This is a genomic window from Kitasatospora sp. NPDC059462 (assembly GCF_042749955.1).
Lineage (GTDB): Bacteria > Actinomycetota > Actinomycetes > Streptomycetales > Streptomycetaceae > Kitasatospora.
The window spans coordinates 16018-33742 of record NZ_JBHYUU010000084.1 but is presented as its reverse complement, the minus strand read 5'-3'; the positions used below and the strand labels follow the sequence as shown (position 1 = coordinate 33742).

The window sequence follows — 17725 nt, the reverse complement described above, 5'->3', positions numbered from 1 at the left end:
GTTCGACCCGGGCCGTCGCGATCTACATCGGGGGCTGGGGCCCGGTTCCGGGCGGGGTGGCAACCGGCCCCATTCCTGGCCGGGGGGGCGGCTGGGGCCCGCCGCCGCGCCCCCCCCGCGCCCGGGACTACGCCGGACGCACCAACGCGCCGTTCACATCCGGCGGATGCGCAGATAGCGCTTCAGGTCGTCCAGGTTCTGCACGACCAGGGCCACGACGGCGGCCAGCACGGCCGCGCACAGCAGCTTCCTCATGACGGTGAGACCTCTCTCTCGGTCAGCTCCGGCGCACCGACGGTCCGCAGGACCAGCCGGACCGCCTCCTCGACGGCGGCGGCCACCGGTGCGCTCAGTCCGATCCCCTCCTCCAGCGACTGCGGCTCGCAGCCCACCACGAGGACCCGGTCGGGCGGGGATCCGCCCGTTCCCGCGGCGAGTGTGCCGAGCAGCGCGAGCACGGCGTCCGGGCCCATCCGGTGCCCGTCCAGGACGGGCGCCTCCACCGGCCCGGCGTCCGCCTCGACGAGGTACACCGTGCCCGGCTCGCCACCGCGGGCGGTGGCGTCGACGAGCACCAGCATCCGGTAGCCGTCGAGGAGTTGGTAGGCCAGATGGACCCCGCGCACGCCGACGTCGAGCAGTTCGACGCCGGCCGGCAGCGGGTGCTCGCGCAGCCGCCGCACGGTCTCCACCCCGAAGCCGTCGTCACCGAGGAAGATGTTGCCCACCCCGGCGACCAGCACCCTTGACCGCGTCACGGCGCCTCCAGCGGGGTGATCTCGTCGGGCTGGAAGTACCGGTAGCGGCCCTGGGCGCGCCACAGGTCCGCGCCCGGGTCGTCCTCCAGGGTGACCGCCAGGTGCACCGAGCCGTCGACGTCGTGCAGCACGGCCTCGACCACGGCGGTGCGCCCGGCCAGGAAGAGGTCCTGGGCGTCGGTGCGCCGCCGTCCCGGCCGCAGCAGGACCCGGCTTCCGGCGCCGACCTCGCGGCCGTCGACCAGGACCCGGTCGCGGTCCGGGTCGACCTCCGGATCGTCGCCCGGGTCCCACCAGGGCTGCCCGGGCGCGTTGCCGGTGATCCCGCGCAGGCCCCGGACGGCGCCGTGCAGCCGCTCCAGCACCTCCGGGGGCATCGAGTCGGCGAGGTCGATCACCGCGCCGGCCCGCTCGTCGGTGCCCCGGGCCTCACGCTTCTCGCGGTCGGTCAGGGCGGCGGTGCGCAGGGCGAGGATCTCGTCGATCTCGGTGGCGTCGTAGAGCGCGCCGGGGCTTTCGGGGGCGATGGCGGGGTGGTCCTCCAGGATGATCGGCGAGGAGAGCACCACCCGGTCGCGGCCGGGCGGGCCCGCCAGCACCGGCCAGGTGTGCTCGTTGCGGCACTGCCCGGCGGCGGCCCGCGCCCACTCGGGCGGGTCGGTCGGCGACAGGAAGGCGCCGTGGTCGAGCCCCAGCAGCAGGTGCGCCGAGACCAGCGAGCGCGCCAGCGCGGTGTCCCGCCCGTCCTCCGGCCGCGGCGCCCAGTCGGTGGTGTTCTCCACCACGGCGGTCAGCAGCCGCACCGGGTAGGGACCGGGCACGTCACGGGCGGTCAGCCGGAGCAGGCCGTCGGTGCGCTCCCAGCGGCGCAGCAGCCGCCCGGCGACGGCGCCGTCCGCGCGCAGCACCTCCACCTCCCGGCCGGCCGGGAGGTGGAAGGGCCGCACCACCTCGCCCGCCAGTTCCCCGACCGGCACCACGAGCTCGACGCGTTCCTCGACGCCCTCGTCCCACGGCACCAGGACCCGGTCGGCGAGCTCCAGTTCGGCGGTCTCCTCGTAGCCGCCGCGGGGCAGGGCGCGTTCGACGGTGCGCCGCCGGGCCCGCAGGAAGCGCAGCTCGACGGCCAGCCGGTCGCCGGGGCGCGGCTCCATCAGGCATTCGGTGCGCTGGTGGAAGTGCTCGCCGCTGTCCGCGCCGTAGCCCGGCGGGACGAGCACGCCGAACTGCCAGCGCAGTCGGTTCTTCGCCGCGGAGGCCCGGTAGGGGTAGAGCACGTAGCCCTCGAACAGCACGGCGTCGGCGATCTGCCGGGCCTGGGCGAACCTGGCCTCGATCTCGGGGGTGAAGGCGGGGCCGGGGGCGGTCACCGGGCCGCCTCCCCGACCTCGGCGCCGGCCAGCAGCGCGCGCACGGTCGCCTCCCAGGACGGCAGGGCGCGGCGCGAGCGGTAGGCGAGCAGCGCGTCCATCAGGTCCTCGGGCAGCCGCAGCCAGCCGCAGCCGGGGAAGTGCCGGTCGATCGCCTCGCGCCACACCCGTACCGGCATCCGCACGGTGGCCTCCCGGTCCCAGGGCACCGGGGAGACCTGGAAGCCGCCGGGGCCGGCGAAGGCGGTGCCGGAGAACAGCAGCAGCAGCGGGACCTCGCCGTCGTCCAGGGCCCTGAGGTAGCGGGCGGCGGCGACGTCCTGGTCGTAGGTGCAGGGGACGGGCAGGTCGAGCTCGGTCTCGCCGGTGAAGCCGGGGACCATCAGCGGCACCTGGGCGAACTCCACGGGGTGGAGGGTGGTGCCCCAGCGCGCGCGCTCGCCGAACAGGTCGGCGAGCCGGCCGGCCTCCGCCTCGGCGTAGCCGCGCCGGGCGGGCTCGATGCGCAGTTGGCAGCGCAGGGCCAGGGCGTGCACCCGGGCCCCGGGCGGCGCGGTGATCCGCAGCCGGAACAGCAGGGTGGGCCCGGCGGCGTGCTCGGCCGCGCGGACGGCGGTGCAGGTGAAGGCGAGCGGGGTCACCGGGGTCCGTCCTCTCGCAGCGGCCGGGCGCGTTCGGCGAGCCGGGCGAAGAAGGCGTCGAGTTCGGCCCGGGCCTCGGCCCCGCCGTCGAACCCCTTCCAGCAGCGCCGCAGCCGGCCGACCAGTTCGTAGCAGGTGTCGATCGGCACCAGCAGGCAGTGGATCCCGGCGTCGGTGCGGCGCAGCAGCAGCGCCTCCACGTCGGGTTCCAGGACGGCGGCGAGCCGGCTGCCGCCGAGGGCGGCCTGCCAGGCGGCCTCGTCCGGTTCGCTCTCGGTGGCCCCGCCGGGGCCGGGGTAGAGCAGCACGAGCCGCTCCTGGCGGGCGTTGCGGAAGAGGAAGGCGGTGCCGACCGGGATGCCGAGGGCCGCCCAGGCCCGCTCGTCGATCCGGTGACCGGGGTCGGGGTCGGTGAGGTGGCGGTCGGGGACGTGCCGGTAGCGGCCGCCGGCCGCGCCGGGCCGGCGGAACAGCAGCGCGCAGGCGGTGCAGACGCAGGTGAGGTTCTGCTCCTCGGTGTCCACCAGGTGCCGGTGGGACGCGGGGACGCCCTGGCCGCAGAAGGCGCAGCGCTCGGGCTGCGGCGGTACGGGCTCGCGCAGCCGGTGCAGCAGGGCGGTGCCGGGGCGGGCGAGTCGGCGGGCGCTCACCGGGCGGCCTCGGCCGGCTCGCCCGGGCGGGTGCCGATCTGCAGCAGCCGGGGGGCGCTCTCGAACACCAGGGTGGTCACCTCGGGGGCGTGGCAGGCGAGCTGGGCCTCGATGTCCTCCTCGGAGCAGCCGCAGCCGCCGCCGGTGCGGCGCAGCCGGGCGGTGCCGGTGGCGGGGTCGAAGCCGGCCGCCTCGACCGTCCCGGGCAGTGCGGCGAGCGCCCGGTGGATCCGGGCGGTGGTGTCCTCGGGGTGCAGGTCGTGCAGGACGAGCAGGGCGGCGACGGCCGGGTCGTCCAGCAGCGCGGCGAGGGCGGGCGCGGGCAGCGCGCCGACGATCCGGGCGAGGCCGTCGTGGTAGAAGTCCATGAGGTCGCGCACCAGTTGTTCGCCGGCCTGCTGGGCCGCCCCGTCGCCGCCGATCCGGTCGAGCCGGTCCAGGGTCTCCTGGACGCGCCGGCCGGTCTGTTCGGCCGTCATGCGGTGAGTCCGCTCAGGCCGGTGGGCACGTGCATCTGCTGCACGGTCCGCCCGTCGCCGACGTACATGTGCACGCCGCAGGGCAGACAGGGGTCGAAGCTGCGCACGGCCCGCATGATGTCGATGCCCTTGAAGCTGTCCGGCGGGTTCTCCTCGAAGATCGGGGTGTTCTGCACGGCGTCCTCGTAGGGCCCGGGCGTGCCGTGGCTGTCGCGCACGCTGGCGTTCCACGGGGTCGGCGGGTACGGGTGGTAGTTGGCGATCTTCCCGTCGCGGATCACCATGTGGTGGGACAGGACGCCGCGCACGGCCTCGGTGAAGCCGCAGCCGATGGACTCGTCCGGCACCTCGAAGCGCTCCCAGGTCTGGCTGCGCCCGGCCCGGACCTCGTCCAGCGCCTTCTCCGCGAAGTGCAGGGCGCAGGCGGCCGCGTAGGCCTGGAAGTAGGTGCGGGCGCGGTTGCGTTCGAGGGCGTTGCTCCACTGCGGGATCTTCCACTCGAAGGTGGTCTCCGGCTTGGTCATCGAGCGCGGCAGGTTGATCCGCACGCTGTGGCCGGTGGCCTTGACGTAGCCGATGTCGACCAGCCCGGACAGGGCGGTGGACCAGAGCCGGGCGATCGGGCCGCCGCCGGTGTCCAGGGCGAGGTGCTCGGTGCCGTCGAACCAGCGCGGGGACATCACCCAGCTGTACTTGTCGTCGAAGTCGCGCTTCTGCGGGGCGGGGATGGTGTGCTGGTTCCAGGGGTGGCGGGGGTCGACCGGGTTGCCGAGCGGGTCGTGGGTGACGAAGAGCTCCTCGCCCTGCCAGTCCCGGTAGTAGGAGCTGCCGAGCAGGATGCGGATGCCGAGGTTGATCCGGGTGAGGTCGTTGGTGACCAGCTTGCCGTCGACCACCACACCGGGGGTGACGAACATCTTCCGGCCCCAGTCGGTCATGTTGCGGTAGGTGAAGTCGCAGTGGTCGGGGTCGTTGAGGCTGCCCCAGCAGCCGAGCAGGACGCGCCGGCGGCCGACCTCCTCGTAGCCGGGCAGCGCCTCGTAGAAGAAGTCGAAGAGGTCGTCGTGGAGCGGCACGACCTTCTTCATGAACTCCACGTAGCGCATCAGCCGGGTCAGGTAGTCGGTGAACAGCTGGACGGTGGCGACCGTGCCGACCCCGCCCGGGTAGAGCGTGGAGGGGTGCACGTGGCGGCCCTCCATCAGGCAGAACATCTCCCGGGTGTAGCGGCTGACCTGGAGCGCCTCGCGGTAGAACTCGCCCTCGATGGGGTTGAGCGCGCGCATGATGTCGGCGATCGTGCGGTAGCCGTGGTCGCCGGCGTGCGGGGCCTCGGTGCGCTCGGCGCGCTCCAGCACGCCGGGGTTGGTCTCGCGGACCATCTTCTCGCAGTAGTCCACCCCGACCAGGTTCTCCTGGAAGATGTTGTGGTCGAACATGTACTCGGCGGCCTCGCCGAGGTTGATGATCCACTCGCCGAGGTGGGGCGGCTTCACGCCGTACGCCATGTTCTGCGCGTAGACCGAGCAGGTGGCGTGGTTGTCGCCGCAGATGCCGCAGATGCGGCTGGTGATGAAGTGGGCGTCGCGGGGGTCCTTGCCCCGCATGAAGACGCTGTAGCCGCGGAACACCGAGGAGGTGCTGTAGCACTCCGCGACCTTCTTCTGCTTGAAGTCGATCTTCGTGTGGATGCCCAGGCTGCCCACGATCCGGGTGATCGGGTCCCAGGACATCTCCACCAGGCCGCTGCCGTCCCCGGCCGCCCTGCTCGTCGCTGTCATCGTCTCTGTCGTGCCCTTCTCTGGAGGCGGGGAGGGGGTGCGGCGGCGGGGCCGCCGCGCACGGTGCGCGCGGCGGCCCGTCCGGTCACCGCGGCGGGCGGTAGCCGGTGGTCAGGGTGTGCCCGGTGTGGCGCCACCGGGGTTCCTCGTCGAGCGTCTTGAGGGTGATCGCGCGCAGCCGCCGGATCACCGAGCCGTAGGACCGGCTGACCTTGGTGGAGACGGTCGAGCCGGGCGGCGGGTCCATGAACGGCATGAACTTGTCGGGGAAGCCGGGCATGGTGCAGGCGATGCAGATGCCGCCGACGTTCGGGCAGCCGCCGATGCCGTTGATCCAGCCGCGCTTGGTGACGTTGCACTTGACGACCGGGCCCCAGCAGCCGAGCCGCACCAGGCACTCGGGGGTGCCGTAGTCGGTGGCGAACTGCCCCTGCTCGTAGTAGCCGCCGCGGTCGCAGCCCTCGTGCACGGTGGCGCCGAACAGCCAGAGCGGCCGCAGCTTGTCGTCCAGCGGGATCATCGGCGCCGAGCCGGCCAGCTGGTAGAGCAGGTAGGTCAGGGTCTCGGCGAAGTTGTCGGGCTGGATGGGGCAGCCGGGCACGCAGACGATCGGCAGGCCCGCCTTGGACTTCCACCCCCATCCGAGGTAGTCGGGCACGCCCATGGCACCGGTCGGGTTGCCCTCCATGGCGTGGATGCCGCCGTAGGTGGCGCAGGTGCCGATGGCGACGACCGCGGTGGCCTTGGGGGCGAGGCGGTCCAGCCACTCACTGGTGGTGATCGGCTGACCGGTCTCCGGATCGTCGCCGAAGCCGCACCAGTAGCCCTCCTCCTTGATCCGCTCGTTCGGGATGGACCCCTCGACGACCAGGACGAACGGGTCGAGCTCGCCGCGGTCCGCCTTGAAGAACCACTCGACGAAGTTGTCGGCGCCCTGGACCGGGCCGCACTCGAAGTCGATCAGCGGCCAGTGCACCGCGACCTTCGGCAGGCCCGGCAGCGCGCCGGTGACGATCTCCTCGATGCTCGGCTGCATGGCGGCGGTCAGCGCGACCGAGTCGCCGTCGCAGCTCAGACCCGCGTTGATCCAGAGAATGTGCACCACGTCGGTGTCGGTGGCGTTCGTTGCTGCAGCACCCATGAGGATGCCTCCTCGGAACTGGGAGCCGGACGAAATGGCTCAGAACCGTCATAACAGCCCCCGGCCGGTCCCGCCGGTCCACGGAGCCGGACGGAGCGTCCGAACGGCCGCAATCCGGGTGGTCCGTCCGGGTCACGCCCGGGGGGCGGGGGCGGGCAGCTTGCGGACGAAGGCGGAGCGCAGCGCGTGGTAGGGCGCCTGCGGGTCGAAGAACTGGCGGTGCATCACGGCCAGCTCCGCCGTCCGGTGGTCGGCGAGCGGCCGGACGCGCTCGTCGGCCTCCCGGGCGGCCTTCTTCGCGGCGATCCGGCCGTACACCGTCGGCGAGGCGGCGGTCAGCCGGGCGAGGCGGGCGGCCGCGGGCCCGAACTCCTGCGGGGTGCAGGGCAGGACCCGGTCGACCAGCCCGGCCCGCAGGGCGGCCGCGGCGCTCACCGGCAGGGCGGCTCCGGTGAGCCTCGCGGCCTGCGCCGCGCCCACCCGGCGCGGCAGGCTGTACGTCCAGTACTCCGAGCCGTGCAGTCCCATCAGCCGGTAGTGCGGGTTGAGCACGGAACCCCGCCGGCACCAGACCTCGTCGGCGGCCAGCGCCAGCATCACCCCGCCGGCCGCCGCGTTGCCGCCGAGGGCGGCGACCACCAGGCGGTCGGTGCTGGTGAGGACCGCCTCGACCAGGTCGTCGATGGCGTTGATGTTGGCCCAGGACTCGGCCGCCGGGTCGGCGGCGGCCTCGATCACGTTGAGGTGGATACCGTTGGAGAAGAAGTCGCGACCGCCCCCGAGCACCAGGACGGCGGTCGGGCGGGTCAGTGCGAAGCGGTAGGCGTCGAGCAGACGGCGGCAGTGGCCGGTGCTCATCGCGCCGCCGGGGAAGGAGAAGCGCAGGAAGCCGACCGGCCCGTCCTCGCGGTAGCGGATGTCCGACCAGACCGGGTCGTCCCCGGCCGGCATCACCGGGGCGGGCAGCTCCGGCAGCGCGGGCAGCGCGTCGCCGAGGGCGGTGACGGCGGGCAGCTTGAAGGTGGCGGGCCCGCCGGGGGTGCGGCGCCGGCGCAGCTCGGGGATCCACACCGCGCCGTCGCGGGTCGCCCGGCACAGCGCCCCGGCCCGGGTGGCCAGCAGCTCGCCGGGGCGCCCGCGCAGCGCCCGTTCGGGGTGGCCGCCGTGCAGGTACCAGGCGCCGCCGAGCAGTTCGTCCAGCACGCCGGGCCGGGAGTCGGCGGCCCGCAGCTTGAGCACCACCGTGTCGGTGGTGTCGCGCGCCCAGTCGATCCGCCGCACCTCCTGGCGCAGGAAGGGCCGGGTGTGGTCGGGCGCCCGCCAGTCGGGGCCGCTCTGCGGGCGGGGGGTGTGGGTGCCGGAGGCGAAGCGCCGCACCGCCCGCAGCACCGCCTCGACGGCGGCGTCGGAGACCTCGTTGCGGTAGAGGTCGCTCTTGGCGACGGGCGGCAGCGGGCAGGGCGCCGAGGCCCAGACGGGGCCGGCGTCCATCAGCTCGTCGGCCTGGAGCACCGTCACGCCCCAGAGGGGTGCGTCCTCGTGGATCGCCCAGTCGAGGGCGGACGGGCCGCGGTCGCCCGGCGGGCCCGGGTGCACGATCAGGCAGGTGACGGCCGACCAGACGTCGCGCGGCAGCGCCGTGGTGAGCATCGGCGCGATCACCAGGTCGGGGGCGAAGCCGCGCACCGCCGCCCGCAGCGGCTCGTCGCCCGCGGTGGCGAGGTGGACCTCCACCGTGTGACGGCGGTCCCGCAGTTCGGCGTGGACGCGCTGGGTGAGGCTGTTGAACGCGCTCGCGACGAGCAGGATCCGCATCTGCGCCTCCGGCGGTGTGGGCACCCGTGGACGCGGTGATCATCTCCCCCGGGCGCGCCGGGGCCCGCCACGCCGCTCCGCCGGGTCACCCGGGCGGCGGGCCGGGCCGCGGAGGGCCTACAGGCCGAAGTCGACGGCCAGGCAGTTGTAGAACCGGAAGGCGCCGTCGGGGTCGTAGGCGCCGCCGTTGCCGTCCTCCGGTGCGGCCGGCACCTCCTGCGTCATGTCCTCGAAGCGGATGCGCTCGGGGAGGCGGCCGAAGCGGGCGAGCCTCGCTCCGGCGGCGGGATCGTCGGTGCGTTCGCTGCTCATGACCACCCTCCGGGTCGGGAACGGTCTCAGGATGCGCCCCCGTTCGTCACCTGTCAAGGCGGTGACTGCATGCTTCCGGCCCGGGTGCCGGCCGGGCGGGCGGCGCGGCGGCCCGGCGCGTCCCTCGGCCGTCGCGGGTGTCGGGCGCAGCTGTTACGCTCCGAGGGCCCAGGACCTTTGAGCGAGGAGTGGCGGACATGGCGGGTGACGACGACATCTCCGGGTGAGAACCGGAGTCGACGGCCACCGGCCGGCGTGTGGAAGCGCCGGCGGCGTGGTCCGTTCCGTCGTGTCCCGCTCCGTGCCCGCCCCCGGGCAGCGGTGGTTCCGTCCCGCTGCCCGCAGCCGTCCCGAGGTTCCCCGTGCCCCACTCCGCCCTGCTCGCCCGTGACCTGGTCCGCAACCTCGCGGGCCGACGCGTCCTCGACGGCGTCCACCTCACCGCCTCCCCCGGCCGGCGCATCGGCCTGATCGGGGAGAACGGCGCCGGGAAGTCCACCCTGCTGAGGGTGCTCGCCGGCGTGGACGAACCCGACGGGGGAAGCGTCACGCGCCCCGCCGACCTCGGCTTCCTGCACCAGGAGCTGCCCTTCGCCGCCGGCTCGACCGTCGCCGCCGTGCTCGACGAGGCGCTGCGCGAGGCCCGCGCCGACCTCGCCGAACTCGACCGGCTCGGCATCGAGCTCGCCCGCGTCCCGGAGGACTCCCCCGGTCACCGGGAACTCCTCGACGCCTACGGCCGGCGCCTGGAGCAGGCCCGGCACCGGGACTCCTGGGACGCCGACCGGCGCGCGGCGCTGATCCTGGAGGGCCTCGGCCTGGGCGGGGTCGCCCACGACCGCGCCCTCGGCTCGCTCTCCGGCGGCCAGCGCGGCCGGCTCGCCCTCGCCGCGCTGCTGGTGCGCCGCCCGTCGGCGCTGCTGCTGGACGAGCCGACCAACCACCTCGACGACCGGGCCGCCGCCTTCCTGGAGGAGCACCTGCGCGCCCTGCCCGGCGCGGTGGTGGCCGCCAGCCACGACCGGGCGTTCCTGGACGCGGTCTGCACCGAGCTGATCGACCTCGACCCGGCGGTGGACGGACCGGTCCGCCACGGCGGCGGCTACAGCGCGTACCTGGCGGCCGGGCGAGCCGAACGCGAGCGCTGGGAGCGGCGGTTCGCCGAGGAGCAGCAGGAGCTGGCGGAGCTGCGCCGGCAGGCGGGCGTCACCGCGCACCGGGTCGCGCCGGACCGGGGGCGGCGCGACAACGAGAAGATGGGCTACGGCCACCGGGCGGGCCGGGTGCAGAACCAGATCTCCCGCCGGGTGCGGGACGCCGCGCGGCGGCTGGAGGAGCTGGAGCGCGCCCAGGTCCCCGAGCCGCCGCGTCCGCTGCGGTTCGCGGCCCCGGCGCTGGCCGCCGCGCCCCCGGAGGGGACGGGGGCCGCGGACGACCCGGGGCCGCTGGTGGCCCTGCGGGAGGTCCGGGTGACGGGCCGGCTCGCGCCGGCCACCCTGGAGGTGCGGGCCGGCGACCGGCTGCTGGTCACCGGCGGCAACGGCGCGGGGAAGTCGACGCTGCTCGCCGTGCTCGCCGGTCTGGTCGCCGCCGAGGGCGAGGTGCGCCGCCGGCCCCGGCTCACGGTGGGGCTGCTCGCCCAGGACACCGTGTTCGAGCGGCCGGAGTGCACCGTCGAGGACACCTACCGGCTGGCGCTGGGAGCGGCGCGGGCCGAGCGGGTGCCGCTGGACTCGCTCGGGCTGCTGGACCCGGCGGACCGGGACAAGCCGGTCGGCCGGCTCTCCGTCGGCCAGCGGCGGCGGCTCGCGCTGGCGCTGCTGGTGGCCCGCCCGCCGCAGTTGCTGCTGCTCGACGAGCCCACCAACCACCTGTCCCCGCGCCTGTGCGACGAGTTGGAGGAGGCGCTGGGCAGCGGCCCGGGCGCGATCGTGCTGGCGAGCCACGACCGCTGGCTGCGCCGACGGTGGCGGGGGCGTGAACTCCGGCTGACCCCGGGGGTGCGGTGACCTTTCCTTGCGCCGGTCACAGTCACCTGTCAGCATGGTGATGTGAATCTCGACCATGTCTTCGTGTGCGGGCACCCGGCCCTGGACTTCGCGGCCACCCTCCGCGCCCGGCGCACGGTCCGCTTCGAGATGTTCGTGACGCCGGAGCGGCTGAACGCCTGGTACCTCGACAGCGGGCTGGTGGACACGATCACCCCGGGCGACGAACGCGACGTCCGGGAGGCGAGGACGGTGCGCGAGGCCGTCTACCGGCTGGTCACCAACCGGGTCGCCGGGGAGGAGTTCGACCGCGAGGCGCTGGCCGTGCTCAATGCCGCCGCCCGCAAGACCCCGGTGACCCCGCAGCTCACGGTGGCCGGGCGGCACAACGAGGCGACCCCGGAACAGGCGCTGGCGACCGTCGCCCGGCAGGCCGTCGAACTCCTCAGCGGGCCCGACGTGCCGCTGCTGAAGGAGTGCGGCAACCCGGAGTGCACCCGGATCTACATCGACCGCTCCCGGGGCATGCGGCGCCAGTGGTGCGGCATGGAGTCCTGCGGCAACAAGATCAAGGCGGCCGCCTACCGCGCGCGGAAGAAGACCGCCGCCCCCGCCGGCCTGCGCTGAGTCCCGGCCGGACGACACCGCCCCTCGGCCCGGCCGTGAACCGGCCGGGGGGCTTGCGGCATGGCGCGGGTCCCGCGCAGGGGGAGGGCGCGGGACCCGCGGTCAGGGGGTCCGGCCGGGTCACACCGCCCCGGCGGCCCGGGCGTTGACGGTCACCGGGATGTTGTCGCGGGTGGCCTTGGAGTAGGGGCAGGTCCGGTGGGCGGCCCGGGCGAGCTCCTCGGCGGTGGCCTGGTCCACCCCGCCGAGCACCGGGTTGAGGACGGCGGAGAGGCCGAACTCGCCGTCGTCGCCGTGGGTCAGCGTGATCTCGGCGGTGACGGCGGTGCTGGTGAGCCGGATCCCGCGGGCGCCGGCGGCCAGGCGCAGCGCCCCGAGGAAGCAGGCCGCCCAGCCGGCGGCCAGCAGCTGCTCGGGGTTGGTCGCGGTGCCCGCGCCGCCGAACTCCTTCGGGATGGCGAGAGCGGTCTCCAGCAGACCGTCCGAGGAACGGACCCTGCCGCCGTTGCGGCCCTCCCCGTCGACGTCGACAACGGCGGTGTAGGTGACTGCCATGACTGATGCTCCCCATCTGGATCGACTGCGGTCCGGCCACCCCGGAGTCACGGACCCTTTTCCCGTCACCGGTCGAGGTGGTGACGCCAGCATGGCAGCCATGCGCGTCACCAGTCAAGGTGGTGATGACGACCGAGGTGACGGCCCGTCCGGCGGCTCCGCGCGGGGCGAGGGGGAACTACAATGGGCGACCGTCGCGCGTGCTCGATCCGCACACGCACCGCGCGTGTGCCCGGGGTGAGGGGAGAGGTGTGCCGTGCCCGACGCAGACTCCGGTACGTCCACGCTCGCAGGGAAGATCGACCGGCTCTTCGACGTGGTCCGCCGTCCCGACCGCGAGCCGTACACCCACGAGGAGGTCGCCCGCGCCTGCCGCGAGGCGACCGGTGAGAGCTTCTCGGCGACCTACCTGTGGCAGCTGCGCACCGGCCGCCGGGACAATCCGACGAAACGTCACCTCGAAGCCCTGGCCCAGTTCTTCCAGGTCCCGCCGGTGTACTTCTTCGACGACCGGCAGAGCGCCCGGATCGCCGAGGAGCTGGCCCTGCTCGGCGCCCTGCGGGACGCGGGCGTGCGCGACGTGGCGCTGCGCGCGGTGACCCTGTCGCCCGAGGGGCTCGGCACGATCCGCGACATGATCGAGGCGATCGCCCGGCTGGAGGCCGGCGGCGGCAGGTAGCGGAAATCGGCGTCGAAGCGGTTCTCCCGGCGCGTCCCCGTCCGTAGGATCACCTCCCGGCTGAGGGTGGTCGAGCACCGGGGGGAACGGACGTGGGGCAACCGGGTGGGGCGGAGCGACGCGGGCTCTGGCAACGATGTCGCACCGTCGCGGACTCGATGCCGCTCCCGGAGCCCTTCGGCATTCCGGCGCTGACCGAGGCGCTCGCCCGGCGGCGCGGCCGGCCGATCGAGCTGATCCCGCTCTCCGGCCCGGTCGACGCGCCCTGCGGCGCGCTGGTCAGCACCGACCGGGCGGACTACATCGGCTACCCGCTCGACACCACCGCGCTGCACCAGCAGCACATCGTGCTGCACGAGATCGGCCACCTGCTCTGCGGGCACACCGGTGGCACCGCGCCGGGCGCGAGCGTCGCCCAGGCCCTGCTCCCCCGGCTGCCGGGCGAGTTGGTCCACCGGGTGCTCGGCCGGTCCGCATACTCGGAGCGCCAGGAGCAGGAGGCCGAGCTGGTCGCCTCGCTGGCCCTGCACCGGGCGCTGCACCGGCCCCGGGCCACCGTGACCGCGCGGCTCGCCGAGCGGATCCTGCGGCTGGGGTACGCGCTCGACCGCCCACGGCCGCGCGGTGCGGCCCGGCGTGGCTGACCGACGCCGCAGCCGCCTCCCCCGGCTCCGGCGGGCCGTACGCCGCGCCGTCCGGCGGGCCGACCCGGGCGGCCGGGCCTGGGCCCGGCGTGACCACCGCCGGCTCGGGCCGCTCTGGTCGGTGCTGCGCTCGGAGCTGCCGGAGATCGAACTCATGACGCCGGAGCGCGAGTTCGGTCCGGCCGGCGGGCGGCGGGACATCCGGTTCGCGCTCTACCGGCGGATCATCGAGATCCGCGACGGCCAGCTGGCGCTGCGCCCCCATCTGCACCCCCGGGTGGCGCACTGGGTGCGCGAGGTCGCCCGCCCCTCCGGTCCGGAGGAGTTCGCGGCGCTGGTGGAGGCCGCCGCGATCGCCGCCGCGCTGGAGGCCGCCCGGGCCGGGCACCGCTTCCCCGCCGGGCCCGGCCCCGGGTGGGTGCCGCACCCGGTGGTGGCCGGACTCCGCGAGGAGGCGGCGTGGCTGGTCAAGGTGGCCGCCGCGTACCGGGGTTCACCCGTCATGGCGCACGTCCGCCGCCGGGTGCGGGCCGAACTGGCACAGGCCGGCGCCGCACCGCGCTGAGGTCCGTCCCCGGTCCCGGGGGACGCCGGTGGCGAGGACCGGGGACGGACCGGCTCGGGTGCGGGCCGCTTCAGGCGCGGGCCAGCTCGGGCATCAGCTCGTACACCTGGCCTGCGGAGTCCGGGTCGGCCGCCAGGCAGGCCAGCAGGTCCGCCCTGGCGGTCTCCGCCCGGTCCAGGCCGATCAGGCAGCGCGCCCGCTGCAGCCGGGCGTCGACGTCCTCGGTGGACTCCACCACCTCGTCCAGCAGCCGGACGGCCTCGCCGTAGCGCCCGGCGTCGTGGTGGACCACGGCCAGGTTGAACCGCAGGCCCGGCTCGGCGGACAGCTCGACGGCGCGTGCCAGGTTGCGGCCCGCTCCGTCCAGATCGCCCTGCTGGTAGCGCAGTTCGCCGAGCAGGGCCCAGGCCTGGGCGTAGTCGGGGTCGGCGGAGAGCGCGGCCGCGTAGGCGTCGGCGGCCGCCGCGGGGTCGTCCGCCGCGGCCAGCAACTGGCCCTGGAGGCAGAGCAGCCGGGCGTTCCCGGGGGTGCGGGCCAGCCCGGCCCGGACGTCCGCCCGGGCGGCCTCGTGGGCACCGGCCTCGAACAGCAGCGAGGCCCGGTTGAGCCGGGCGTCGTCGAACTCCGGGTCCAGCTGGAGGACGTAGCCGAAGTCCGCCACCGCCGCCTCGGTGTCGCCGAGTTCGGCCAGCACGTCGGCGCGGTTGAAGTACGCCTCGGGGAACGGCGGGGAGAGCCGGACGGCGCGGTCGTAGTCGGCCAGCGCCCGCTCCGGTTCGCCGAGGTCGCGCCAGAGCATGCCCCGGTCGAAGTGGTACTCGGCGTAGTTGGGGTCGCAGTCGATCACGGCGGTGTAGTCGGCGACGGCCTCGGCGTGCCGGCCGAGGGCCGCGTACACCTGGGCGCGGTTGTAGCGCAGCACCGAGCGGTGCAGCGCGTGCTCGTGCGGCTCCAGGGTCTCGTCCAGTTGCGCGATGCAGGCGTCCAGCAGCTCCAACGCGGCCTGCGGGCGGCCCTGGTGGACCTCGATCAGCGCGAGCCCGTTGCGGTTGAACACCACGCGCGCCTCGCGCTCCTTGGGGTCCGGGTGCCAGCGGGCGAAGGCGATCGCCTGGTTGGCCCAGGCGCGGGCCAGTCCGTGGTCGCGCCGGCCGGCCTCGAAGTGCCGGGTGTGCAGCATCGCGGTCGCGTACGCGGCCTGCATGTGGACCTCGGGCGAGGCGCTGAGCGTGCGGGCCTCGTCGTAGAGCGGCAGGGCGCGCTCCGCCAGGCCGAGCGCGGCGAAGGAGGTGGTCATCTTGGTGGTGAAGGCCCACCAGTGGGTGGGGTGGCTCTCGTGGGTGACCAGCCGGCGGCCGCGCTCGCCGAGGTCGACGACCGCGTGGTAGTAGCCGAGGTCCATGCAGTGGTCGAGGGCGTGGCGCAGGATGTCGGCGCCGACGCCGGACGGGTCGCTGCCGTGCTCGGCGTGCCAGGCGATGGCCCCCAGCCTCAGCGAGGACTCGCCGACCGTCTCCAGCTCGGCGCGGCGCAGGTCGTGCAGCCGGGCGCGTTCGTCGGCCGGCAGCGCCAGGTAGGCGGCCAGCGCGGCGGGGTCGTCGCCGGTGCCGTCGGCGACGACGTGGGCGCGGCCGAGCCCCGGGTCCGAAGCGCCCGCCCGCGACGGGCCGTCCTCCCGGGCGGCGGGGACGTCCAGCACGGCACAGTGCGCGGCGAGCGCGTCCGGCAGGGTCTCGCGGCCCGGACCGTCCGGGCGCTCCAGGGCCTCGGTGCCGGTGGTGACCACCACGGTGAGCAGCCCGGGGTCGATCCGCCGCAGCAGGACGGCGAGGAACTCGCCGTCGGTGGGGTCGGCGCGGTGGGCGTCGTCGACGACCAGGGTGCGCGGGCCGTCGCCGGCGGCGCGCAGGTACGCCTCCAGGAACTCGACCAGGCCGTGGGCGATCCGCAGGGTGCGCAGCGCGGAGTAGAAGCGGGTGCGCTCCTTGGGCACGGCCAGGGAGGTGAGCGTCTCACGGGTGGCGGGCACCAGCTCGCGCAGTTCCGGGGTGGTGGAGAGGAGTTCGATGTCGTGCCCGGAGACGGCCTCGGGGCAGCGGGCGAGCGCGTCGGGCACGATCGCCCGCAGCACCGAGCCGACCGCCGTGTAGGGCCCGCGCAGCCGGCGGTCGGCGTTCACCACGGCGAGCACGGGCGGCAGCTCCAGCCGGTCGCGGGCCTCGACGCGGGCGGAGCGCCGGGCGGCACGGACCCAGTGGTGGCGGTGTTCGGCCATGGCTCAGCTGCCTTTCGTGCGGTGACGTGGGATCAGGGGGAACGCGGTGTCAGAGCGCGCGGGCGGCACGCCGCTCGCGCAGGGCGATGACCACGACGACGCCGGTCTGGGCGAGGCTCAGCAGCATCAGCAGCAGCGAGTCGAGCCGTCCGGCCACGGACGCCTCGCCGGTCAGCCGCAGCCACATGTCGCGCAGCAGCCGGTAGGCGGTCGGTACGACGACGCCGGCGAACATGGTGAGCGTGAAGGCGTAGCCGGTCACCATCAGCCAGGCGTACCAGCGTGCGACCCGCCGGTCGACCGGGTGGTGCACCGACAGGTCCACCGGCGGGCGTCCGGTGAACCTCCGTGCGGCGTTGCGCAGGACGTCGCTCGCGGCGGCGTGCAGGTCGACGCAGCCCAGCGCGGTGCAGAGCAGGACGTAGAGGTCGGTGCGCAGGTAGAAGAAGGCCTGCCAGGCGAGCCGCAGCACGGTGGCGTAGGCGATCGCGAGGCAGAGCCGGGCGGCGCCCGCGTCGATCCCGCGCAGGAGGTCGGCGGTCAGGGTGAGGACGGCGATCGCCAGGACGTCGGCCAGCATGCCGGCCAGGATGGGCAGGTAGCGCTTGCGGCGCGGCACGCTGACCAGTCCGTCGAGCGAGGTCTCCAGCACCAGGTAGACCAGGCGGCGGCCGATCGAGAGCTTCGAGCGGAGCCCGAGCCGTCGGCCGGCCAGCGCGTGGAAGGCCTCGTGGAGGGCGAGCAGCGGCGCCTGGCCGAAGAACAGCAGCAGCACGACCAGGGTGTAGGAGGGGCTGAAGAACAGGTTGTCCATGCTCGGGACCAGGGCGGGCACCCGGATCATCTCGGCCGCGGCGAGGGCGGCGAGGAGTGCGTAGCCGATCAGCGCGGGCCGGCTGAAGACCGCCCGGCCCAGCCGCTGCCAGCGCACCGGCGCGGTCGCGGCGGCCGGCACCCCGGCGGCCTCGCCGGCGGGGCGGAGCAGGTCGAGGTCGGCGAGCACCTCGACCAGGTCGGCGATGTCGACGCTCTCGCCGTGCGCCTGCCGGTAGCGCTCGGCGGCCTCGCGGGGTGTGGCGCCGTCGGCGAGCAGCCGGACCAGTTCGGCGCCGTCGGCCGGGAAGACGGCGTAGGTGTCGTTCTCGGGGCTGCCGATGGTGACCTCGTCGCCCTCCTCCAGGTAGACGAGCCGGCGCAACGGCAGCGGGCGGTCCAGGTCGAGGCCCGGGGCGTCGGAGCCGCTGTCGACGGAGGAGTACACGGGTCCTCCTGTGGGAGGTGGGCGGCGGACGGACGGGGCCGGGCGGGGCGGAGCGGTGCCGGCCGGGACGCACCCGGCCGGCACCGCGTTCCCCCGTGCCCGGAGCCGGGATCAGAGCTGCTGGGTCACGATGCAGTCCCACGGCAGGTACAGCGCGCGAGCCGTGCTGGTCAGACGGACCGGG

Annotated in this window: 18 protein-coding genes; 5 read left to right on the top strand and 13 right to left on the bottom strand. The window is 75.0% G+C overall.

Annotation, left to right across the window (positions count from 1 at the left end):
- Positions 1-153 precede the first annotated feature (153 nt).
- The 10 genes from ACFXAM_RS21260 to ACFXAM_RS21215 form a co-directional block, all read right to left on the bottom strand.
- Positions 154-255 carry a DUF6893 family small protein gene (locus tag ACFXAM_RS21260; protein WP_380283557.1) on the bottom strand — a complete coding sequence of 34 codons (102 nt, stop codon included), beginning with the start codon at positions 253-255 and terminating at the stop codon, positions 154-156.
- Positions 252-758 (bottom strand): hydrogenase maturation protease, encoded by a 507-nt coding sequence (locus ACFXAM_RS21255; protein ID WP_380293461.1) that lies wholly within the window; start codon positions 756-758, stop codon positions 252-254. Before ACFXAM_RS21255 ends, ACFXAM_RS21260 begins: the two co-directional genes overlap by 4 nt.
- Positions 755-2128, bottom strand: a complete 1374-nt coding sequence (locus ACFXAM_RS21250) for a hypothetical protein (RefSeq protein ID WP_380293459.1) — start codon at positions 2126-2128, stop codon at positions 755-757. Before ACFXAM_RS21250 ends, ACFXAM_RS21255 begins: the two co-directional genes overlap by 4 nt.
- On the bottom strand, positions 2125-2769 hold the full coding sequence (locus ACFXAM_RS21245; RefSeq protein ID WP_380293457.1) for a DUF6084 family protein: 645 nt from the start codon (positions 2767-2769) through the stop codon (positions 2125-2127). Before ACFXAM_RS21245 ends, ACFXAM_RS21250 begins: the two co-directional genes overlap by 4 nt.
- Positions 2766-3419 carry a DUF5947 family protein gene (locus ACFXAM_RS21240; protein ID WP_380293455.1) on the bottom strand — a complete coding sequence of 218 codons (654 nt, stop codon included), beginning with the start codon at positions 3417-3419 and terminating at the stop codon, positions 2766-2768. The genes ACFXAM_RS21245 and ACFXAM_RS21240 overlap by 4 nt, the downstream gene beginning before the upstream one ends.
- Positions 3416-3898, bottom strand: a complete 483-nt coding sequence (locus tag ACFXAM_RS21235; RefSeq protein ID WP_380293453.1) for a thioredoxin — start codon at positions 3896-3898, stop codon at positions 3416-3418. Before ACFXAM_RS21235 ends, ACFXAM_RS21240 begins: the two co-directional genes overlap by 4 nt.
- A complete protein-coding gene (locus ACFXAM_RS21230) occupies positions 3895-5679 on the bottom strand; it encodes a nickel-dependent hydrogenase large subunit (RefSeq protein WP_380293451.1) in 1785 nt (594 codons plus the stop codon). Before ACFXAM_RS21230 ends, ACFXAM_RS21235 begins: the two co-directional genes overlap by 4 nt.
- An 85-nt stretch (positions 5680-5764) precedes the next feature.
- Positions 5765-6820 carry a hydrogenase expression protein HypE gene (locus ACFXAM_RS21225; protein ID WP_380293449.1) on the bottom strand — a complete coding sequence of 352 codons (1056 nt, stop codon included), beginning with the start codon at positions 6818-6820 and terminating at the stop codon, positions 5765-5767.
- A gap of 132 nt (positions 6821-6952) precedes the next feature.
- Entirely contained in the window at positions 6953-8635 is a 1683-nt protein-coding gene (locus ACFXAM_RS21220) for a hydrogenase maturation protein (RefSeq protein WP_380293463.1), read from the bottom strand.
- 117 nt (positions 8636-8752) lie between these two features.
- On the bottom strand, positions 8753-8947 hold the full coding sequence (locus ACFXAM_RS21215) for a hypothetical protein (protein ID WP_380293447.1): 195 nt from the start codon (positions 8945-8947) through the stop codon (positions 8753-8755).
- 362 nt (positions 8948-9309) lie between these two features.
- Here ACFXAM_RS21215 and ACFXAM_RS21210 point away from each other — a divergent pair, with 362 nt between their 5' ends.
- Together ACFXAM_RS21210 and ACFXAM_RS21205 are read left to right on the top strand one after the other, a co-directional pair.
- Complete coding sequence (locus ACFXAM_RS21210) at positions 9310-10956, top strand: ABC-F family ATP-binding cassette domain-containing protein (protein ID WP_380293445.1); 1647 nt, start codon at positions 9310-9312, stop codon at positions 10954-10956.
- A gap of 42 nt (positions 10957-10998) precedes the next feature.
- Complete coding sequence (locus ACFXAM_RS21205; protein WP_380293443.1) at positions 10999-11562, top strand: CGNR zinc finger domain-containing protein; 564 nt, start codon at positions 10999-11001, stop codon at positions 11560-11562.
- A 120-nt stretch (positions 11563-11682) separates the two neighbouring features.
- On the opposite strand, the gene ACFXAM_RS21200 is transcribed toward ACFXAM_RS21205, so the two are convergent.
- Positions 11683-12117: an Ohr family peroxiredoxin gene (locus ACFXAM_RS21200; RefSeq protein ID WP_380293441.1), complete on the bottom strand. Its 435-nt coding sequence runs from the start codon at positions 12115-12117 to the stop codon at positions 11683-11685.
- A 256-nt stretch (positions 12118-12373) separates the two neighbouring features.
- Here ACFXAM_RS21200 and ACFXAM_RS21195 point away from each other — a divergent pair, with 256 nt between their 5' ends.
- The 3 genes from ACFXAM_RS21195 to ACFXAM_RS21185 all read left to right on the top strand — a co-directional run bounded on the left by ACFXAM_RS21195 (position 12374) and on the right by ACFXAM_RS21185 (position 14005).
- Entirely contained in the window at positions 12374-12796 is a 423-nt protein-coding gene (locus tag ACFXAM_RS21195; protein ID WP_380293439.1) for an XRE family transcriptional regulator, read from the top strand.
- A gap of 158 nt (positions 12797-12954) precedes the next feature.
- On the top strand, positions 12955-13440 hold the full coding sequence (locus ACFXAM_RS21190; protein WP_380293437.1) for a ParH-like protein: 486 nt from the start codon (positions 12955-12957) through the stop codon (positions 13438-13440).
- Positions 13433-14005 carry an MAB_1171c family putative transporter gene (locus ACFXAM_RS21185; protein ID WP_380293435.1) on the top strand — a complete coding sequence of 191 codons (573 nt, stop codon included), beginning with the start codon at positions 13433-13435 and terminating at the stop codon, positions 14003-14005. Before ACFXAM_RS21190 ends, ACFXAM_RS21185 begins: the two co-directional genes overlap by 8 nt.
- A 70-nt stretch (positions 14006-14075) precedes the next feature.
- On the opposite strand, the gene ACFXAM_RS21180 is transcribed toward ACFXAM_RS21185, so the two are convergent.
- Both ACFXAM_RS21180 and ACFXAM_RS21175 read right to left on the bottom strand, forming a co-directional pair.
- On the bottom strand, positions 14076-16280 hold the full coding sequence (locus ACFXAM_RS21180; protein WP_380293433.1) for a tetratricopeptide repeat protein: 2205 nt from the start codon (positions 16278-16280) through the stop codon (positions 14076-14078).
- A gap of 49 nt (positions 16281-16329) precedes the next feature.
- On the bottom strand, positions 16330-17541 hold the full coding sequence (locus ACFXAM_RS21175; protein WP_380293431.1) for a hypothetical protein: 1212 nt from the start codon (positions 17539-17541) through the stop codon (positions 16330-16332).
- Positions 17542-17725 lie beyond the last annotated feature (184 nt).

Coding starts and splice junctions, on each gene's coding strand:
- ACFXAM_RS21190 (WP_380293437.1), top strand. CDS start 12,955: ATGCCGCTCCCGGAGCCCTTCGGCATTCCGGCGCTGACCGAGGCGCTC.
- ACFXAM_RS21180 (WP_380293433.1), bottom strand. CDS start 16,280: ATGGCCGAACACCGCCACCACTGGGTCCGTGCCGCCCGGCGCTCCGCC.
- ACFXAM_RS21200 (WP_380293441.1), bottom strand. CDS start 12,117: ATGGCAGTCACCTACACCGCCGTTGTCGACGTCGACGGGGAGGGCCGC.
- ACFXAM_RS21220 (WP_380293463.1), bottom strand. CDS start 8,635: ATGCGGATCCTGCTCGTCGCGAGCGCGTTCAACAGCCTCACCCAGCGC.
- ACFXAM_RS21225 (WP_380293449.1), bottom strand. CDS start 6,820: ATGGGTGCTGCAGCAACGAACGCCACCGACACCGACGTGGTGCACATT.
- ACFXAM_RS21230 (WP_380293451.1), bottom strand. CDS start 5,679: ATGACAGCGACGAGCAGGGCGGCCGGGGACGGCAGCGGCCTGGTGGAG.
- ACFXAM_RS21260 (WP_380283557.1), bottom strand. CDS start 255: ATGAGGAAGCTGCTGTGCGCGGCCGTGCTGGCCGCCGTCGTGGCCCTG.
- ACFXAM_RS21235 (WP_380293453.1), bottom strand. CDS start 3,898: ATGACGGCCGAACAGACCGGCCGGCGCGTCCAGGAGACCCTGGACCGG.
- ACFXAM_RS21215 (WP_380293447.1), bottom strand. CDS start 8,947: ATGAGCAGCGAACGCACCGACGATCCCGCCGCCGGAGCGAGGCTCGCC.